Source organism: Corynebacterium sp. KPL1824, assembly GCF_000478095.1.
Classification (GTDB): Bacteria; Actinomycetota; Actinomycetes; order Mycobacteriales; family Mycobacteriaceae; genus Corynebacterium; species Corynebacterium accolens.
This window is the reverse complement of the sequence record NZ_KI515750.1, coordinates 154,505-173,779: the sequence shown is the minus strand read 5'-3', so window position 1 is coordinate 173,779 and position 19,275 is coordinate 154,505. Positions and strand designations below refer to the sequence as shown.

Here is a 19,275-nt window from a genome sequence, read left to right as displayed (position 1 = left end):
CGGTATGCCTGCACCACTTATTTCTCCGTCAATTTTGGCTGCTGACTTCGCGCGGCTAGGTGAACAACTAGAGGCCATCTCGAATGCCGATTGGATCCATGTAGACATCATGGACGGGCACTTTGTCCCCAACCTTTCCTTCGGTCCGGATATTACGGCCACGGTGAAAAGGTCCACGGATAAGCCGCTTGACGTGCACCTGATGATTGAGTCACCGGCGAAATGGGTGGAGACCTATATCAAAGCCGGTGCTACCACGATCATTTTTCACGTGGAAGCGGTTGAGGGTGAAGCAGCCGCGGTGGAATTGGCAGAAAAGATTCGGGACTTGGGCGCGCGTGCCGCCTTTTCCATCAAGCCGGATACGCCCATTGAGCCGTGGCTGGATAAGCTGCGCCATTTTGATGAGGTGCTGGTCATGTCCGTAGAACCAGGTTTTGGCGGGCAGAAATTCATGCCCGCCATGCTGGATAAAGTCCGCGCCCTGCGCGAAAGCATTGACCAGCAGAACCTCGATACCGTCATCGAAATCGATGGCGGCATCGACCCGGATACGATTGCCTTGGCCGCGGAGGCCGGGTGCGATTCCTTCGTGGCAGGATCGGCCGTATTCAAAAGCGACGATCCAGCGCAGGCGGTGGAAGAACTGCGCGCGCTTGCGGCGCGGTCATAATGGCCGGCGCGATGGATGAAACCAATATTCCCGGAGCATTGCTTCAGGCCATGCAGGCCGGCGCGGCGGTGCGCGGTACCACAAGCCCCAATCCTCCTGTAGGCGCGGTGATTTTGTCTGCTACCGGCGCCGTTGTGGGCATTGGTGCGACCCAGCCGGTGGGCGGTGCTCACGCGGAAGTCATGGCGCTGCGCGCGGCCGGCGAGAAAGCCCGCGGCGGTACGGCCGTTGTTACCCTGGAGCCCTGCGCGCATACGGGCAGGACGGGTCCCTGCGCCACGGCGCTTATCGATGCCGGAATTGCTCGCGTGTTCTACCTCCATCCCGATCCGACGCCCCAAGCAGGCGGCGGCGCGCAGGCCTTGGCCGCAGCCGGGGTAGAAGTGGGCCGGCTCACCGCGCCGGATGGCGTCGAAGACGCGGTGCGTGCTTGGTTGCGCGCGGTAAAGCTGCAGCGCCCGCACGTGACCCTGAAATTCGCACAGACCTTGGATGGGTTTACCGCTGCGGCCGATGGCACGAGCCAGTGGATCACTGGGCCTAAGGCCCGCGAGTGGGTCCACGCCGATAGAGCGCGGCGCGATGCCATCATTATCGGCACCGGCACCGCGCTTGCCGATAACCCCTCGCTTACCGCGCGCTTTAGCGATGGGAGTCTGCGGGAGCACCAGCCGCGCCGCGTGGTCATCGGCAAGCGCGATCTTCGTGTCGCGGGTGAGAAGGCCTCTCACCTGCAGCGGCTGGGGTTTGAGCAATATGACAGCATCGAGGGCGCGCTGAAGGAGCTATATGCTAGCGGCGCCCGCGACGTCTTGGTGGAAGGCGGGGCTGGCCTGGCCCAGGGCTTTATCGAGGCTGGCGCCGTGGATGCGCTGGCGGCGTATATTGCCCCCATCCTGCTCGGCCAGGGGCGCGGGGTTCTGGCGAATACGGTGGCGCACACGCTTGCCGATGCCCCACGTTTTACCACCGTGCGCACCACCAGCCTCGGGCCCGATGTCCTCGTAGAATACGAGGCGCGGAACGAGCGTTAAGAGATTAGATACTTAAGAGATAAACACAAGGGGATTAATTGTTTACAGGGCTAGTACAAGAACTCGGCACGGTAGCCGCGCTCGAGCAACAGGCGGATGCGCTGCGGCTGAGCATTCGCGCGCCGCAGACGGTGAGTGACGCGCGCCTAGGGGATTCCATCGCCATCAATGGCGTGTGCCTTACCATCGCGGAATTGGATGGGGATATTTTCTGCGCTGATGTGATGCAAGAGTCATTGGACCGGACGGGACTCGGTCAGCTGAAAGAGGGCGCGCGGGTGAACGTTGAGCCGGCATTGCTGCCGACCACGCGGCTGGGTGGACACATGATGCAGGGCCATGTCGATGGCACGGCGCGCTTGGTCTCGCGCGAGCACTCGGAGCACTGGGACGTGCTGCGCTTTAGCTTGCCCCGCGATCTTGCTCGGTACGTCGTGGAAAAGGGCTCCATCGCGGTCAACGGCACGTCCTTGACCGTCAGCGCCGTAGGCGAAGATTGGTTCGAGGTCTCCCTCATCCCAACCACCTTGCGGGAGACGACGCACGGTGAATCCAAGGTTGGCGATATCGTAAACCTCGAGGTGGATGTGCTGGCGAAGTATGTAGAAAAGATGCTTCACCCCGAATCCGGGATTGCTTAAGCAAAGGACTAGACTGCTAGGTTATGTTCGCGACTGAAGAGAGCATCCATTTTGATGCCATCGACCACGCCATTGCGGAGATTGCCGCCGGCAAGCCGGTCATCGTCATGGATGATGAAGGACGGGAAAACGAAGGGGATCTGATCTTTGCCGCGGAGCTGGCAACCCCGGAACTGGTCGCGTTTATGGTGCGGTATTCCTCCGGATACGTGTGCGCCTCGCTATTGCCGGAAGATTGCCAGCGGCTCGATTTGCCGCCGATGATGGCGCAGAACCAGGATGTGCGCCAGACCGCCTATACGGTCACCGTGGATGCGGCGACAGGCTCTACCGGAATTTCTGCGGCCTCCCGCGCGGAAACCATCCGCCGCTTGGCGGATCCTTCGACCCGGTCCAGCGACTTTACTCGGCCAGGACACGTCGTTCCCCTGCGCGCACGGCCCGGTGGGGTGCTGGAGCGCGATGGGCACACGGAAGCCGCCGTCGATTTGGCGCGCCTTGCTGGCCTTCGTCCTGCGGGCGTGCTGTGTGAAGTCGTATCAGAAGAAGACCCGACGGATATGGCCCGCGGGCCGGAGCTGCGCCGCTTTGCCGATAAGCACGGCCTCGCCCTGATTTCTATCGCGCAGCTCATCGAGTGGCGCCGCCACCACGAGGTGCAAACCCAGCGGGCGGTGGAAACCCGCCTGCCCACCGAGTATGGCGAATTCACCGCGATTGGTTACCGCCACGACCTTGACGGTCAAGAACACATTGCTTTAATCGCCGGCGATCCGGCGCAGCTTCGCGGTGCCCGCGATGTCGTGGTGCGCGTGCACTCCGAGTGCCTTACTGGGGATGTTTTTGGCTCGCGCCGGTGCGATTGTGGCCCCCAATTGCAGGAATCCCTGCGCAAGGTGCAAGAAGCCGGCAGCGGGGTAGTAATTTACCTGCGCGGCCACGAAGGCCGCGGGATCGGATTGGTGCACAAGCTCCAGGCGTACCGGCTCCAGGACGAGGGCTGGGATACGGTCGACGCGAACTTGGAACAAGGGCTGCCAGAAGATGCCCGGGAGTATTCCGTGGCCGGCCAGATCCTGAAGGACCTTGGGGTGGAATCGGCACAACTGTTGACCAATAACCCGCACAAGGGAGAAGGGCTCGCCGGATTCGGCATTGAAGTCAGCCAACATACCCCGCTTACCATCGCCGCCAACGCCGATAATATTCGGTATCTGCGGACCAAACGCGACCGCATGGGCCACGATCTTCCGCAGGTGGCACAGTGGGACGCGCAGCACGAAGGAGAATTAGGCAAATGAGTAAAGAAGGATTACCCGCTATCGCGCAGGTAGATGCGCGCGGCCTCCGCGTCGCGGTGGTGACCGCGACCTGGAATGAGGAGGTCTGCGATCAGCTGCATCAGCAGGCGGTGGAGACTGCCCGGGCAAATGGGGCAGAGGTCGCAGAATTCCGCGTCGTTGGTTCCTTGGAATTGGGTGTGGTTGTCCAAGCAGCAGCGCGGAAATTCGATGCCGTCGTTGCCTTGGGCTGCGTCATCCGCGGCGGCACTCCGCACTTCGATTACGTCTGCGATTCCGTCACCCAAGCCCTAACGCGCATCTCCTTGGATGAATCGACGCCGATTGGCAATGGTGTCTTGACGGTTAATGACCAGCAGCAGGCCATCGATCGCGCAGGTTTCCCAGACTCTGCGGAAAATAAGGGCGCAGAATCCATGATTGCGGCTTTAGACACCGCGTTGCAATTGCGTAGACTAAACGCAGAATATTAATAACAAGGCCAATCGAAATCCTGACCATTGACCGGCAGGCAGGACTTCCAGAGGAGTAAACACATGAATGAGTCCGCAGCCTCGAATGAATCCCAACCGCGCCGCACCCTTAGCGATGCGGAAGTATTGGCCTATACCAGCGCGGATCCCTTCGCACGGACCACGTCGAAGCCGTGGGAGTATACCGCCAAGTCCCCGTTTTTGCGCAAGATTGCCATCGGCTGGGTCATCCTAGTCATGGCCATCCATATTTTCATGGGTGTCACTCTCGATATCTCTTTTACCGGCGCGCACGTGACCACCATCGATAAATTTGCTTTCCCCGGTGTGGGCGTAGTCATTTCCATCTTGTCCTGGATTGCGCTGAACCGGCCGCGGCTGCAGGCCAATGAGGATGGGGTAGAGGTCCGCAATATCATCGGCACGCGCTTTTACCCGTGGCAGGTGGTCTACGGGCTATCCTTCCCCGTCGGCCAGCGCATGGCCCGCCTCGAGCTGCCCGAATTTGAGGCCGTGCCCGTGTGGGCGCTGCAGTCCGGCGATAAAGATACCGTGATCACAAAAGTCCGTGACTTCCGCGATCTGGAAGCCAAATACATGCCGCAGGATTAAGCATTGGCAGATCCAACCACCTATCGCCCCGCCCCAGGAACCATTCCGACGGAGCCGGGCGTTTATAAGTTCCGCGATGAAAACAAGCGCGTCATCTACGTAGGCAAGGCCAAAAACCTGCGGGCGCGCCTGTCCAATTATTTCCAAGACATCACGCAGCTGCACCCGCGCACGCGGCAAATGGTGTTGACCGCCAGCTCCGTGGAGTGGACGGTTGTTGCCAGCGAAGTTGAAGCCCTGCAGCTGGAATATACCTGGATTAAGCGGTTCGACCCGCACTTCAACGTCATGTACCGCGATGACAAGACGTATCCCATGCTTGCCGTCTCGGTGGGAGAGGTTGTCCCGCGCGCCTTTTTTTACCGCGGCCCCCGGCGTAAGGGGGTGCGCTACTTCGGGCCCTATTCCCATGCATGGGCGGTGCGCGAAAGCCTGGATCTGCTCACCCGCGTCTTTCCCATGCGCACCTGTTCAAAGGGTGTATATAACCGGCATGAGCGGCTGGGGCGGCCGTGCCTTTTGGGCTACATCGGCAAGTGCGATGCGCCCTGTATCGGGCGGGTAAGCAAGGAAGAACACCGCGAGACCGTCAATGAGTTGGTATCGTTCATGAACGGCAACACGGCGGGAGTTAGGCGCAAGCTGGTCAAGGACATGGAGGCTGCCGCCGAAAACCTGGAATTTGAGCGCGCGGCGCGGCTGCGCGATGACCTTGGGGCCATCGATAAGATTATGGAGCAACAAGCGGTTGTCTTCGCCGATGGCACCGATGCCGATCTGATTGCGTTTAATTCCGATGAATTGGAAGCCGCCGTCCAAATCTTTCACGTGCGCGGCGGCAGGATCCGCGGCCAGCGCGGCTGGGTCGTTGAACGCGCCGGCGACCAGGCAACCTCTGAACCCATTGAGAAGGGACAACCCGATCCCGCCTTGCCCGCCCTGGTGCAAAACTTCCTCATCCAATTTTACTCGGATGCCGTGGAGCGCGAAGAACAAGAAGCTCGTGAGGACGCGGCTTTAGCTGCGGATGTGCCGCGGCGCGGGGTGGACCAGGAATCGCACATGGAACAGCGCCACGTCCACGTCATCCCGCGCGAGATTCTGGTCCAGGCCATGCCGGAGGAATCCGAACAAGTGGTGTCCCTCTTGGAAGACCTGCGTGGTGCGCGCGTCGATCTCCGCGTGCCCCAACGCGGCGATAAACGCTCCCTTATGGATACCGTGGAGAAGAACGCCAAGGAGCAGCTGCGCCAGCACAAGTTGAAGCGCGTCGGCGACCTCACCGCGCGGTCTGCGGCGCTGCAGGATATCCAGGATGCCTTGGGCATGGACCAAGCACCGCTGCGCATTGAGTGCACCGATATTTCGCATATCCAAGGCACCGATGTCGTCGCCTCGTTGGTGGTTTTTGAAGACGGTATCCCGAAGAAATCCGATTACCGGCGCTACCGCATCAAGGAAGCCGCCGGCGACGGGCATTCCAATGACGTCGGCTCCATTGCAGAAATCACGCGGCGCCGGTTTAAGCGCCACAACCAAGATAAGTTGGCGAACCCGGACGAGGAAAAGGAAGAGTCTTCGTTCGCGGAAGAAAAGGTGGCGGAAGAATCCGCCGAGGCAGGCCGCCGCTTTGCCTATCCTCCTCAGTTGTTCATCGTGGATGGCGGCGCGCCCCAGGTGGCCGCGGCGCAAGAGGTATTTGATGAACTGGGCATTGTCGATGTCACCCTCGTGGGGCTGGCCAAGCGCTTGGAAGAAATTTGGGTTCCAGGCGATAATGAACCGGTGATTTTGCCGCGCAATTCCCAGGCCCTGTTCTTGCTGCAACAGATTCGCGATGAGGCGCACCGCTTTGCCATTACCTACCACCGGCAACAACGGTCTAAGCGCATGCGCTCTTCGGCGCTTGATGCAATTCCTGGTCTCGGTCCGCAGCGCCGGACGGATTTGGTCAAGCACTTTGGCTCCGTCAAAAAGCTCAAGGCTGCTTCGGTGGATGAGATCTGCGAGGTCAACGGCTTCGGGCCGAAGCTGGCCCAGACCGTTTACGATAAGTTGCACGACGCACAGTAAATAAGCAGCCTTCCGGCAGAAGTCCGGAGCGTGAAAACGCTAGACTGGTGTGCATGACGCACTTCGAGACTCCGCCCATCTTGATTACCGGCATGTCCGGCGGCGGGTTGAGTTCCGCCGCCAAGGTCTTTGAGGATAAGGGCTACTACGTGGCGCATAATATCCCGCCGCGCGCCATCGTGGACCTGTGGAAATTGTGCAACCAGGAAGAAACGCCCGTTGAAAAGGTTGCGGCGGTAACGGACGTGCGTTCCCGCATGTTTCCGGGTTCCCTCATGGAGACCATCGATGAGCTAACGGCGCTGGGTATGAAGCCCACCGTGCTCTTCCTCGATGCCCGCGATGATGTGCTCATCCGTCGCTTCGACTCTGTGCGGCGCACCCACCCCTTGCAGGGCGACGATACCTTGAAGGCGGGCATCCAACGCGAACGCCAAGCGGTGGCGGAGATTCGGGATCGCTCCGATATCATCATCGATTCTACGAACCTCTCGATTCATGACTTGCGCCGGGCTATCGAAGCTGCGTTTGGCGAGTTTCAGAATACGAACCAGCACGTCACGGTGGAATCCTTCGGTTTTAAGAATGGTTCCCCGCGCGATGCCGACATCGTTGTCGACGTACGCTTTTTGCCCAATCCCTACTGGATTCCGGAGCTGCGCGGCTGCCGCGGTACGGATGCGCCTGTGGCCGATTATGTCCTGTCGCAACCGGCCGCCCAGAAATTTGTGGATAATTTTGTCGCCATGTTTTCCACCATGCTCGAGGGATACCGGCACGAGGGCAAGAACTTCATCACCGTGGGCGTCGGCTGTACCGGCGGGCATCACCGCTCGGTGGCGGTAGCTGAGGACATCGCCAAGCGCCTGCGCGCCAATGACACCCTTGACGTCAGCATTTTGCACCGGGATATCGCCCGCAATTAGGGCTGAGGAGCATTAAAAACTGTATGGAACACCCTTCTCATATGGTCTGCCTTGGCGGCGGCCATGGTCTTTATCAAACCCTTTTATCCGCGCGGCGCAGCAATGCAGCGGATATTTCTGCCATCGTGACGGTTGCCGATGATGGCGGATCTTCGGGGCGCCTGCGCCGGGAATTGGATATCATTCCACCCGGTGACCTGCGCATGGCTTTGGCGGCGCTAGCCGATGACAATCGGATAGGCGAGCTGTGGGGCAAGACCCTCCAGCATCGCTTTGGCGGCAATGGCGCTATGGCAGGCCATGCCGTGGGCAACCTCATGATCGCCGGTTTGACCGGGGTTTTGGGCGATTACCAGGCCGCCTTGGACGCGGTGGCGGAGCTTACCCACTCGCACGGGCGGGTCATCCCCGTGGTCCCGCATCCCCTAGAAATTGAGGCCGATGTCTCAGGGCTTGACGATGACCCCCGGGTCATGCGCCAGGTCCGCGGCCAGGTCGCGGTGGCATCGACGCCGGGGCATGTGCGGCGCGTGCGAATCCTGCCTGAAGCCCCACAAGCCAATCCCGCCGCGCTGGAGGCCATTAGACAAGCTGATCTTATTACCATCGGTCCGGGATCCTGGTTTAGCTCCGTGCTGCCACATACGTTGGTGCCAGAGATCGTCCAGGCCATTTCTGAATCCAATGCCTTGCGCGTCGTCATGCTCAACCTGTCGGCCGAACCGGGAGAAACCCAAGGCTTTTCTGCGGAGCGCCACGTGCACGTTCTTGCCCGTCACGCACCGAATTTGCGCATCGATCGCATCGTGGTGGATGCGGCAGCGCTGCCGAATGAGAGCGAACGGGTTTATGTGCAGCGCGCCGCGCAAGCCTTGGGGGCGCGCGCGGTATTTGCGGATGTCAGCATTCAGGATGACAATGGACAGCGATTGATGAAACACGATCCAGACAAACTTTCTTCTGTCATCGTGGATCTTTATAACGAGTACCGGCGGGCCTAATTAAAATCAGGCCAGCCAGTCCTCAATGCGCGGGGCACGGTAAAATAAGAAAATTCAGTTTCCCACGCAGTAGTTGGTGTGCGTGGGGCCGTGCATTGCACAAGCGTCATTCGTGACTGTGACAGAGAAATGGGGCGAACTAGGTGACCACACCGTTGACCGAACAGGTCAAAGAAGAACTAGCGGCGGTAGGCGTAACCCGTCAGTCCGCGCGCGCAGCGGAGCTCGCATCGATTCTGCGCTTTGCCGGAGAGGTAGACGTCTCTGGGGACAGCATGGCCTATGAGCTCGAGCTCGATAACCAGGCTATTGCGCAACGCATCCTTGTGGCTTTGGACGAGCTCTACGGGATCGAAGCGGAAAGCCATGTTGTTGGCCCTGCGGGGACGGCGAAGAAATCCCGCGTCATCGTGCGCATCACCACAGGGGCGAAGGAGCTTACCCGCCGCTTGGGCCTGATCACCCGTTCCGGTCACGCCGTGGTGGGGCTTCCCCCGCAGGTCATTTCCGGCACGGTGGCAGATAGCGAGGCCGCGTGGAGGGGTGCCTTCCTTGCCCACGGCAGCCTGACGGAACCAGGGCGTTCTTCGGCGCTGGAAGTAACCTGCCCCTGCCAAGAGGCCGCGTTGGCACTCGTGGGCTGCGCGCGGCGCCTGGGGATATCCGCGAAGACTAAAGAGACCCGCGGCGAGGATCGGGTGGTTGTCCGCGACGGCGATGCCATTGGCGCGCTGCTGACCCGCATGGGCGCTCAGGTGACCCGCTTGTCTTGGGAAAAGAAGCGGGTAAAGCGCGAAGCGCACGATACATCGCGCCGGTTGGATAACTTTGATGATGCCAACCTGCGCCGCTCGGCGCGGGCCGCCGTGACCGCTGCGGCGCGCGTGGATCGGGCGATGGAAATCTTGGGCGATGACGTTCCTGAGCACCTGGCCGATGCCGGCCGCCTGCGCGTGCAGCACCGCGAGGCCTCGTTGGAGGAGCTCGGCCGGCTGGCGGATCCGCCCATGACCAAGGATGCGGTAGCCGGGCGCATTCGGCGCCTATTGTCCATGGCGGATAAGCGGGCCGAAGAACTGGATATCCCCGATACTAACGAGTCCATCTCGGACGATCTTTTTGGTGACTCTTAGGCGCTGGGCACGATTGGCTCCGGCTCTTTGAACTACGAAAGGCGGGAAGGAGACAGCACTGAGGTGCTTGTCCTTCCCGCCTTGTGTTGTGCCGCGGCCCAGCACCGAGGATGATTTGGTGCTAGGCGGGGCAGGGGCTTAAAGCCGGTGGCGGCCTAAGCTTTATGGGACCGCCTTATGGGACCAAGAAGCCCAAGACGTTGGTCATCAAGAAGACGATGACACAGACAACGGCCAAGAACGCGATGGAGTAGCCCACGACGTTCTTCAAGATGACGGATTCCTTGCCCTCCATGGATACGGCGGTTGCCGCAATGGCCAGGGACTGTGGCGAAATCATCTTACCCACAACACCACCGGCGGTATTGGCGGCTAGCATGAGGTCAGGGTTGACGCCAATGCGGTCAGCGGCGGCGACCTGGAGGTTGCCAAAGAGCGCGTTCGCGGAGGTATCGGAGCCGGTCACCGCGGTACCGATCCAGCCCAGCACGGGAGCGAAGAGAGCGAAGATGGAACCGGCGGAAGATACGAATTCACCGATGGCGATGGTCTGACCCGAGTAGTTCATCGTGTAGGCCAAAGCGAGGACCAAGACAATGGTCAGTCCGGAGAACTTCATGCGGTTGGCAACTTCACCAAAAGCTTGCACGGGTTGGGCGAAGCTGAGCTTGTAGCGGCCGTTTTCGTTGCAGAAGTGATCAACAATGGCCACGATAATGCCGGAGAGTAAGAGCAAGGTACCGGGGTTGCCAAAGACATTGAAGCTAAAGCTGGTGTCCATGGCCTCGCCGTTGGTGCCGATGACGGTGCCATCCAGCAGCGGCCACGCGAACTTCAGCTTCCAGAAGCCGAAGATCGCCGGTGCTGCGGTCGCGATGGCAAATACGGCGGTAACGACGGCGTAGGGCAGCAGGGCCATCCAGATGCGGCGGCCATTGAGGTCGGTCGACGTTTCTGCGGCGGGCAGCTCCATGCGCTCGCGCAGCTGCGCGACGCCGCGTGGCTTCCATACGCGGAGGAAGATGAAGGCGGCACCCAGGGAGACGATGCAGGCAATAACGTTGGTGAGCTGGTAAGCAAAGAAGGTGGCGGTCAGCCACTGTGCGGCGGCAAAGGAAATGCCGATGACCGCGGCGGCGGGCGCCGTTTCCTTCACGCCGCGCATGCCGTCCAGGATGAATGCGATGAGGAACGGAACAATCGCGGCAATGACCAAGACCTGCAGGGCGATAAGGCCGGCGATATCTTGGGTTTGCTCGGCGGTACGTCCGCCAACCTCACCGGCGGTGGTGACCGGAATACCAACCGCGCCGAATGCCACCGGAGCGGTATTGGCAATAAGAACGACCGTCGCAGCGCGCAGCGGCTTGACGCCGAGCGCCATAATCATGGTGGCGGTGATGGCCACCGGGGCGCCGAAACCCGCAAGGGCTTCAAGGAGGCCACCGAAACAGAAGGCGATGAGCATCGACTGGATGCGGATATCGCCATCGCCTAAGAGGTCGAAGGTCTTACGCAAATCTTCGAAGCGGCCCGAGGCGACCGTGATTTCGTAAAACCAAATCGCCGTAATAATGACCCAAACAATGGGCAGGAGGCCGAAGAGCCCACCGCGGACCGCGGAGGACAGTGCCATATCCACGGGCATCGAAAAGGCAACTATGGCCAGGATGATGGAGGTCGCAAGGGCAACGGCTCCTGAAGTATGTGCACGGGCTTTAAAGCCCATCAACATAATGAAGAAAGCCACGAGGGGGAGAATTGCCACGAGCGCGGTGAGCCCAAGACTGTCTCCCACAACAGAGGTATTTATCTCAAACATTGAGTATCCTCGATTCTAACGGGGGTACTATCGCAGGCGCATTCGGTCTGCGGGGGACTTAAATTAGTTGCCCACGCGTTTCAGGCGAGAGCTAGCGCCGAGCGAATGCCCGAGTGCTACCTGGAACACAGTGAGTTAGCGTAAGCATATCGCGTCATAAACGCGGTCGTGTGATTTGGCCCAAGTTAATTTATGTCACCGTCTCTGTGGGGAGTCAGTGTGCGAGCAGGCAGCGGAATACTCCGTACAGTGATATATCACACATTAACGGTGTAAAGTCCACAAGAACCAACTTAAACGGGCTTGAACTGCCGGATAATTCGGGAGAAACAAAAATGCTCGGGAAGATTGTACGCCTAGATCGGAAAACTTTCAGATACTTTTCTGGCAGCCTTGCAGCCCACTGCACGCGCTATAAAGGCTCTGTAGTATTGCGGTTGTTGGGCAAAGCCTCGGGCACCTTACTCACCCAGAGCAGTAAAGTACTCGAAGGACCCGCGGTAGGCCCATAGAAATTATTACTCGACTTTTTGAGGAGATTTACAGTGACTACCCGCGTAGGCATTAACGGCTTTGGCCGCATTGGTCGTAACTTCTTCCACGCAGTTAACCGGACCGACAACGACCTTGAGATCGTTGCCGTCAACGACCTGACCGATAACCAGACTCTCTCTAACCTGTTGAAGTACGACTCTGTACTGGGTCGCTTCGACGGCGAGATTACCTACGACGATGACTCTATCACCGTCAACGGCAACCGCATCCAGGTCTTCAACGAGAAGGACCCGAAGAACCTGAAGTGGGGCGAGCTGGACGTGGACCTCGTTATCGAGTCCACCGGCCTGTTCACCAACGGCAACGACGCAAAGGCTCACATTGAGGCCGGCGCCAAGAAGGTCATCATCTCTGCTCCTGGTAAGGAAGTCGACGCAACCTTCGTCTACGGTGTTAACTCCGACACTTACGACCCAGCTAACCACGACGTTATTTCCGCAGCTTCCTGCACCACCAACTGCCTGGCTCCTATGGCCAAGGTTTTGAATGATAAGTTCGGTGTGGAAAAGGGCCTGATGACCACCGTTCACGCTTATACCGGTGACCAGCGCCTGCAGGACGCTCCTCACAAGGACCTGCGCCGCGCCCGCGCCGCAGCGGTCAACCTGGTTCCTACCTCCACCGGTGCAGCTAAGGCCGTCTCCTTGGTCCTGCCTGAGCTGGAAGGCAAGCTGGACGGCTACGCAATGCGCGTTCCGGTCATCACCGGTTCCGCAACGGACCTGACCTTCACCGCTTCCCGCGACGTCACCGTTGAGGAGATCAACGCCGCACTCAAGGAAGCAGCTGAAGGCGAGCTGAAGGACACCCTCGCATACACCGAGGATCCCCTGGTTTCCACCGACATCGTCACCTCCCCGCACGGCTGCATCTTCGATGCCGGCATGACCAAGGTCTCCAACGGCAACCTGGTCAAGGTGCTGGGTTGGTACGACAACGAGTGGGGCTACACCTCCCAGCTCGTCCGTATGACCAACCTGGTTGCAGAAAAGCTCTAAAGTTCTAATACAGAGCAGCCCTTAATGCGATACCGGCCACAACGAACGCCCCTGACGGCACGACGTTGTGGCCGGTATCCTTTTATGTAGGAACCTCAACTGCAGAGTTCACTTTAAAAGGAGTAACACATGGCTTTTAAGACCCTAGATAACCTGCTAGAAGAAGGCGTAGAGGACCGCCACATTCTGGTTCGTTCTGACTTCAACGTGCCGCTGGATGATGATGGAAATATCACCGATCCCGGCCGCATTACCGCATCTCTTCCCACCATCAAGGCTCTTGTCGATGGCGGCGCGAAGGTCATCCTTTCCGCACACCTCGGCCGCCCCAAGGGTGAGGTAAATTCCAAGTACTCCCTGGCTCCGGTCGCAGAAGCGCTGTCTGAGGCCCTAGGCCAGTACGTTGCCTTGGCCAACGACGTCACCGGCGAAGACGCCCACGAGCGCGCCAACGGACTAAACAGCGGCGATGTCATGCTGGTAGAAAATGTCCGCTTTGACCCACGCGAGACCTCTAAGGATGAGGCAGGGCGCGGCGAATTCGCCGACGAGCTCGTCGCCCTGGCTGCCGATAACGGCGCCTTCGTCTCCGACGGCTTCGGCGTTGTTCACCGCGCACAGACGTCTGTGTATGACGTCGCCAAGCGCCTGCCCGCCTACGCCGGCAAGCTGGTGGAAAAGGAATTGGACGTATTGTCCACTGTGGCCAAGGATCCAGCGCTCCCTTACGTCGTCGTTCTGGGCGGCGCAAAGGTTTCCGACAAGCTCGGCGTTATCGAAGCCCTTGCCGGAAAGGCCGACAAGATCATCATCGGCGGTGGCATGTGCTACACCCTTCTGGCCGCTAAGGGCTACAACGTTCAGGAGTCTTTGCTGCAAGAGGACCAGATCGAAAACTGCAAGAGCCTGCTGGAGCGCTTCGGCGACAAGATCGTCCTTCCGGTAGACCTCACCGCCGCCAGCGAGTTCGCCGCAGACGCTGAGACCAAGGTTGTTGAGCTCGATGGCATCCCTGAGGGCTGGATGTCCCTGGACATCGGACCCAAGTCCATCGAGGAATTCGCCGACGTACTGGCAGATTCCAAGACCGTATTCTGGAACGGCCCCATGGGCGTATTCGAAATGGAAGCCTTCTCCAAGGGCACCGCTGGGGTGGCGCAGGCGATTATCGATGCCACCTCCTCCAACGGTTCCTTCTCCGTCGTCGGCGGCGGCGACTCCGCAGCCTCCGTGCGCACCTTGGGCCTCGACGAGGATGGCTTCAGCCACATCTCCACCGGCGGCGGCGCATCCCTTGAATACCTCGAGGGCAAGGAGCTGCCGGGCGTTTCCGTGCTCGAGGCATAAACCGCCTAAAACAGCTAAATACAGGCGTACACAGAAAGGATTAATTATGGCACGTACACCACTTATTGCTGGCAACTGGAAGATGAACCTCGATCACATCGAGGCCATCGGTTCCGTTCAAAAGTTTGCCTTCTCCCTGCCGGAGGATTACTACGACAAGGTCGATGTAGCCTACATGGTTCCATTTACCGATATCCGCACCATTCAGACCCTCGTTGAGGGCGATAAGCTGAAGATCACCTACGGTGCGCAGGATATCTCCAAGCACGAATCCGGCGCCTACACCGGTGAGGTATCCGGTCAGATGCTGAGCAAACTGGGCTGCAGCTGGGCAGTCGTCGGCCACTCCGAGCGCCGCGAATACCACGGCGAAACTGACCAGCTGGTCGCTGAGAAGGCCGCAGCGGCCCTGGAGAATGGCATCAGCCCCATCGTCTGCGTGGGCGAGCCACTCGATGTGCGCGAAGCCGGCACCCACGTTGACTACGTGGTGAACCAAACCCGCGATTCCCTGCAGGGACTTAGCGCCGAGCAGCTATCCAAGACGGTTATCGCCTACGAGCCCGTGTGGGCCATCGGCACCGGCAAGGTTGCCTCTGCCGATGACGCGCAGGAAGTGTGCGCCGCCATCCGCGGCCTGGTCAAGGAACTCGCGGGCGACGAGGTCGCCGAGGGCATCCGCATCCTGTACGGCGGTTCCGTGAAGGTCGATTCCGTTGCTGATATCGTCAGCAAGCCCGACGTAGACGGCGGCCTTATCGGTGGTGCTTCCTTGGTAGGAGAGGACTTTGCCAAGTTGGCTGCCAATGCCGCTAATGCCGTTAGTTAACATGCGTTAACAACCATCACAAGGTGACTTGTGTGCCGCGGGTTGGGGTGAGCCCCGCCCGCGGCATGGTGTACAGTAGGCCCTTGTGATTGCTTTGCGTAGGCAAAGCAGGTAAGTACTTCGCGCCGGTGGCTAGCGTGACTTTCGGTAGTTCATCGAAGGTGCCACTGGGCGCACGTTGAGAAAAGGAAGAACCTCATGGTCTTAGCACTGGAAATCATTTTGCTAATTTCAGCTATTTTGATGTCCATCTTTGTGCTTTTACACAAGGGCAAAGGCGGCGGCCTGTCTAGCCTTTTCGGCGGCGGTGTGCAATCGAACCTGTCCGGTTCGACCGTGGTGGAAAAGAACCTGGACCGCTATACCGTCGTCATGGTGATTATCTGGTTGGCCTGCATCGTTGGCCTTAACCTTATCCAGGCCTACGCTTCCTAGGAAGCACGCAGCAGGCCCCCGCTAACCACTAGCGGCGGCCAACCGCGCAAAACAGCGCCGGTACTTCAGTCCCATAACCCTTCGTAGAGAAGGGAAAGGACCGAGGTACCGGCGCTGCTGGCTTTACAGCTCCTGGGCGGCATCGTCTGCAAGGAAGAGGATCGTTTCCTTCGTCCCTTGTGCACCAGCGGCCGGGCACTCTTCAGCGTCGACGCCGCCCACGATGCTTTTTGCGGCAGCGGCCTTTTCCTCCCCGGCGACCAAGAGCCAGACGCGCTCAGACCTATTGACCGCAGGTAACGTCAGGGTGATGCGCTCGCTGGGTGGCTTCGGCGAATCGTGTACCGGTACCGCTAGTTCTTTCTGCTCACGGACGGCAGGAGAGTGGGGGAACATGGAGTTAATGTGGCCTTCTGCGCCCATACCCAAAAGGTGGAGGTCGAAGCCTAAAGGCGCGAAGTCCTTTAACTCTGGCTCGTAGGCATTGGCGGCCGCCTCCATGGAGACCGCACCGAGGTCGAAACCGTGGATATTCTGATCTGGGATATCCACGTGATCGAGCAGCGCGGAACGCGCTTGGCCTTCATTGGAATCTGGGTCGCTGACCGGAACATTGCGCTCATCGCCAAAGAAGATGTGCACGCGGGACCAATCGATGCGCAAGGCGGGGTAGTTCTCGCCTTGCTGCTGTGCGGCGAAGTCCAAGCGCGCGAGCTCGTGCAGCAGCCCAATTCCTGCGCCCCCGCCAGTTAGTACGACTCTTGCCACGCCGTCACCATGGAGGCCACCATTGCCGGCCTGAATACCGGCGATGGTTTCAATGAATTTGAGTGCGGCTTGGGATATAAGGTCATCTACATCGCTGACGCGGTGAAGCGTTACCATTCGGTATCAGAATCCTTTGCAAAGAATCGGTATGAGCAAGTGCGCTATTAAAGCTTACTGTAGTCTACTTCTCCCAGAGCACGCAGCGCCTGAGCATAAGTTTTATCGGCGTCGAGGTGCCGCAATTCCTCCGAGAGGATTTCGGTTTGCGTGCGCGGGCTCAAGCTGACCAGTGAGTCTGGCGTGCCAGGCACGCGCACCCGCACGGTGCGCTCGTCCACGACATCCACATCCACGTGGGTCGTCTCCCGGTTAAAGCGCAGGTGGGTAACCGGGAAATAGTCACTATTGGTTTCCTCGGCCATGCGCTGTACTGGGACGCTCAGGCGGTCAAGCAGCCACCCCGCAGCGAAGTTAGGTGCCGGATGCCCGGCGGGGCCGGCGACCTCTACCGATTGCACCTTTTCATGGGGATGATGGTCGAGCGCCGATGCGACGACGCCGCGCCACAAGGTGATGGAGGCCCAGGACATATCGGAATCGCCGGGGGAGTAGCCATGAGAAAGCGCGCGCAGATCCTGCTCACCCACGGTGCCTTTATGGGCCACATTCGTGATGCGACGCTGCGCCAACTTGCCCACGGGGCTTTCCGAGGGCACCTGCGGGCACACGTTGGGCCACCACGCAACCAGCGGGGTATCCGGCAGCAGGAGCGGGGTCAGCACGGACTCGGCTTGATCCGCGAGTGCCCCGTGCAATTGCATGACTACGGTTTCGGACGCACCGGCCTCACCACCGACGCGGAGCTGGGCATCGAGCTGGGTCTCGGACTTCGGGTCGCCCGGAACCACGACGAGCACGCGGGAGGGATGCTCATGAGAGGCATCGCGCACAGAGGCAAGGATCTGTTCCAGATCGTCGCCTTCTTGTGCCTCCACGATCAGGGTGAGCACCCGGCCGGTGGTGCGGGTGTAGTGCTCCTGGGCATCGACAAGCTTCTTGGCAATTTCACCGGTGGTGGTATTAGGCAATGGAATAATCATTGACTACGTCCCTTCTACGGGCGACGCCAGGAATGACCCCGGCGGCGCAGCATCTTATCGGCTGTGGTGGGCCCCCATGTGCCCGCCTTATAATCTTCGGGCTCGCCATGCTTGGACCAGTAATCGATGATCGGATCCAAAATCGACCACGAAAGTTCGACTTCTTCATTGGTGGGGAACAGCGATGATTCATCGAGGAGGGCATCCAAGATGAGGCGCTCATAGGCCTCGGGAGATTCCTCGGTGAATGCCTCGGCGTAGGCGAAGTCCATGTTTACATCGCGGACTTCCATGGTGGAACCAGGCACCTTTGAGCCAAAGCGCATGGTCACGCCCTCATCGGGCTGAACGCGGATAACCACGGCGTTTTGGCCAAGGGCATCGGTTTCGCCATCGACAAAAGGCTGGTTCGGCGCGGCCTTGAAGACTAAGGCGATCTCGGTGACGCGACGCCCCAGCCGCTTGCCCGTGCGCAGGTAGAAAGGCACGCCTCCCCAACGCCGCGAATTGACCTCCAACGTGCACGCCGCATAGGTCTCTGTGGTGGAGGCGGGATCGAAGCCCTCCTCCTCGCGCAAGCCCTTCACGTATTCCGAGCCCTGCCAACCGGCGGTGTACTGGCCACGGGCGGTGGTTTTATTGAGCGGATGGACCGGCTGCGTAGCGCGCAGCACCTTGACCTTTTCAGCGCGCAGCGCCTCCGGCTCGAAGGAGGAAGGCTCCTCCATTGCCACGAGGGCGAGCAGCTGCAGGAGGTGGTTTTGAATGACGTCCCGCGCGGCACCGATTCCGTCATAATAGCCAGCGCGCCCGCCAAGGCCGATATCTTCGGCCATGGTGATTTGCACGTGATCGATATAGTGCGCGTTCCACATCGGCTCAAAAATCTGGTTAGCAAACCGCAGCGCCATGATGTTTTGCACGGTCTCTTTACCCAGGTAGTGATCGATGCGGAAGACAGCAGATTCTGGGAAGACCGCGTTGACGATCTCATTGAGCTCGCGCGCAGATTCCTGGTCGTGGCCAAACGGCTTTTCGATGATCACTCGGCGCCACGAGTCCTCCATGGAATTGGCCATGCCCACGCGTTCCAATTGGTGGCAGATATCGGAGAAAAACTCTGGCGGCACCGAAAGGTAGTATGCCCAGTTGCTTCCCGTGCCGCGGGCCTTATCCAGCTCGGCCAACCGCGCAGAAAGCTTGTCGAAGCCCTCATCATCGAAGGAGCCTTGCACGAACTCGATTCCTTGGGATAAGTGCTCCCACACGTCGTGGTTAAAGTCAGTGCGGGCACCGGCTTCTACCGCGCTGCGGAAATAATCGCAGAAGTCCGCGTTATCCCAGTCCCTGCGGCCATAGCCGACGAGCGTGAAGCCAGCGGGCAAGAGACCGCGGCTAGCAAGGTCATAGATGGCCGGCAGGAGCTTTTTGAAAGCTAAATCGCCGGTCACACCAAAGATGACCATGCCCGCGGGGCCCGCGATGCGTGGCAATCGTTTATCGGCGGCATTACGCAAGGGATTGACCCAAGCGGCTGAGTCCGTCACGGATTAT

18 protein-coding genes are annotated in these 19,275 nt (G+C 59.7%); 14 read left to right on the top strand and 4 right to left on the bottom strand.

Annotated elements, in window-relative coordinates; genetic code table 11:
• The first annotated feature begins 4 nt into the window (after positions 1-4).
• From rpe to whiA, 10 genes are all read left to right on the top strand, one after another.
• Complete coding sequence (gene rpe, locus HMPREF1267_RS07115; protein ID WP_023017450.1) at positions 5-673, top strand: ribulose-phosphate 3-epimerase; 669 nt, start codon at positions 5-7, stop codon at positions 671-673.
• An 11-nt stretch (positions 674-684) separates the two neighbouring features.
• The gene (gene ribD, locus HMPREF1267_RS07110) at positions 685-1,707 is read left to right on the top strand and encodes a bifunctional diaminohydroxyphosphoribosylaminopyrimidine deaminase/5-amino-6-(5-phosphoribosylamino)uracil reductase RibD (protein ID WP_369707698.1); all 1,023 of its coding nucleotides are present in this window, start codon (positions 685-687) and stop codon (positions 1,705-1,707) included.
• Positions 1,708-1,745: 38 nt separating this feature from the next.
• On the top strand, positions 1,746-2,348 hold the full coding sequence (locus HMPREF1267_RS07105) for a riboflavin synthase (protein ID WP_023017452.1): 603 nt from the start codon (positions 1,746-1,748) through the stop codon (positions 2,346-2,348).
• A gap of 23 nt (positions 2,349-2,371) precedes the next feature.
• Positions 2,372-3,649, top strand: a complete 1,278-nt coding sequence (locus tag HMPREF1267_RS07100; protein ID WP_023017453.1) for a bifunctional 3,4-dihydroxy-2-butanone-4-phosphate synthase/GTP cyclohydrolase II — start codon at positions 2,372-2,374, stop codon at positions 3,647-3,649.
• Entirely contained in the window at positions 3,646-4,122 is a 477-nt protein-coding gene (gene ribH / locus HMPREF1267_RS07095) for a 6,7-dimethyl-8-ribityllumazine synthase (protein ID WP_023017454.1), read from the top strand. The genes HMPREF1267_RS07100 and ribH overlap by 4 nt, the downstream gene beginning before the upstream one ends.
• Before the next feature lie 63 nt (positions 4,123-4,185).
• Entirely contained in the window at positions 4,186-4,734 is a 549-nt protein-coding gene (locus HMPREF1267_RS07090) for a PH domain-containing protein (RefSeq protein WP_023017455.1), read from the top strand.
• A 3-nt stretch (positions 4,735-4,737) separates the two neighbouring features.
• A complete protein-coding gene (gene uvrC / locus HMPREF1267_RS07085) occupies positions 4,738-6,807 on the top strand; it encodes an excinuclease ABC subunit UvrC (RefSeq protein ID WP_023028840.1) in 2,070 nt (689 codons plus the stop codon).
• Positions 6,808-6,851: 44 nt separating this feature from the next.
• On the top strand, positions 6,852-7,733 hold the full coding sequence (gene rapZ / locus HMPREF1267_RS07080; RefSeq protein ID WP_198012010.1) for an RNase adapter RapZ: 882 nt from the start codon (positions 6,852-6,854) through the stop codon (positions 7,731-7,733).
• A 23-nt stretch (positions 7,734-7,756) separates the two neighbouring features.
• Positions 7,757-8,734, top strand: a complete 978-nt coding sequence (gene yvcK, locus HMPREF1267_RS07075; RefSeq protein ID WP_023017457.1) for a uridine diphosphate-N-acetylglucosamine-binding protein YvcK — start codon at positions 7,757-7,759, stop codon at positions 8,732-8,734.
• Positions 8,735-8,889: 155 nt separating this feature from the next.
• Positions 8,890-9,867, top strand: a complete 978-nt coding sequence (gene whiA / locus HMPREF1267_RS07070) for a DNA-binding protein WhiA (protein WP_005279109.1) — start codon at positions 8,890-8,892, stop codon at positions 9,865-9,867.
• Between the two features lie 175 nt (positions 9,868-10,042).
• Here whiA and HMPREF1267_RS07065 read toward each other — a convergent pair whose 3' ends face one another.
• Positions 10,043-11,689, bottom strand: coding sequence for an L-lactate permease (locus HMPREF1267_RS07065; RefSeq protein ID WP_023028838.1), 1,647 nt, complete (start codon positions 11,687-11,689; stop codon positions 10,043-10,045).
• A 545-nt stretch (positions 11,690-12,234) separates the two neighbouring features.
• Here HMPREF1267_RS07065 and gap point away from each other — a divergent pair.
• From gap to secG, 4 genes are all read left to right on the top strand, one after another.
• Positions 12,235-13,242, top strand: a complete 1,008-nt coding sequence (gap, locus tag HMPREF1267_RS07060) for a type I glyceraldehyde-3-phosphate dehydrogenase (protein WP_023028837.1) — start codon at positions 12,235-12,237, stop codon at positions 13,240-13,242.
• A gap of 129 nt (positions 13,243-13,371) precedes the next feature.
• Positions 13,372-14,589: a phosphoglycerate kinase gene (gene pgk / locus HMPREF1267_RS07055; RefSeq protein ID WP_023017460.1), complete on the top strand. Its 1,218-nt coding sequence runs from the start codon at positions 13,372-13,374 to the stop codon at positions 14,587-14,589.
• Positions 14,590-14,635: 46 nt separating this feature from the next.
• The gene (gene tpiA, locus HMPREF1267_RS07050) at positions 14,636-15,418 is read left to right on the top strand and encodes a triose-phosphate isomerase (protein ID WP_005283078.1); all 783 of its coding nucleotides are present in this window, start codon (positions 14,636-14,638) and stop codon (positions 15,416-15,418) included.
• A gap of 198 nt (positions 15,419-15,616) precedes the next feature.
• On the top strand, positions 15,617-15,853 hold the full coding sequence (gene secG, locus HMPREF1267_RS07045) for a preprotein translocase subunit SecG (protein ID WP_005279116.1): 237 nt from the start codon (positions 15,617-15,619) through the stop codon (positions 15,851-15,853).
• A gap of 123 nt (positions 15,854-15,976) precedes the next feature.
• Here secG and pgl read toward each other — a convergent pair whose 3' ends face one another.
• Genes pgl through zwf form a run of 3 tightly spaced genes read right to left on the bottom strand, consistent with a single transcriptional unit; the run spans position 15,977 to position 19,268 of the window.
• Entirely contained in the window at positions 15,977-16,738 is a 762-nt protein-coding gene (gene pgl, locus HMPREF1267_RS07040) for a 6-phosphogluconolactonase (protein ID WP_023017461.1), read from the bottom strand.
• A 47-nt stretch (positions 16,739-16,785) separates the two neighbouring features.
• Positions 16,786-17,721: a glucose-6-phosphate dehydrogenase assembly protein OpcA gene (locus tag HMPREF1267_RS07035; RefSeq protein WP_023017462.1), complete on the bottom strand. Its 936-nt coding sequence runs from the start codon at positions 17,719-17,721 to the stop codon at positions 16,786-16,788.
• A gap of 14 nt (positions 17,722-17,735) precedes the next feature.
• A complete protein-coding gene (gene zwf / locus HMPREF1267_RS07030; RefSeq protein ID WP_005279119.1) occupies positions 17,736-19,268 on the bottom strand; it encodes a glucose-6-phosphate dehydrogenase in 1,533 nt (510 codons plus the stop codon).
• Positions 19,269-19,275: the final 7 nt, after the last annotated feature.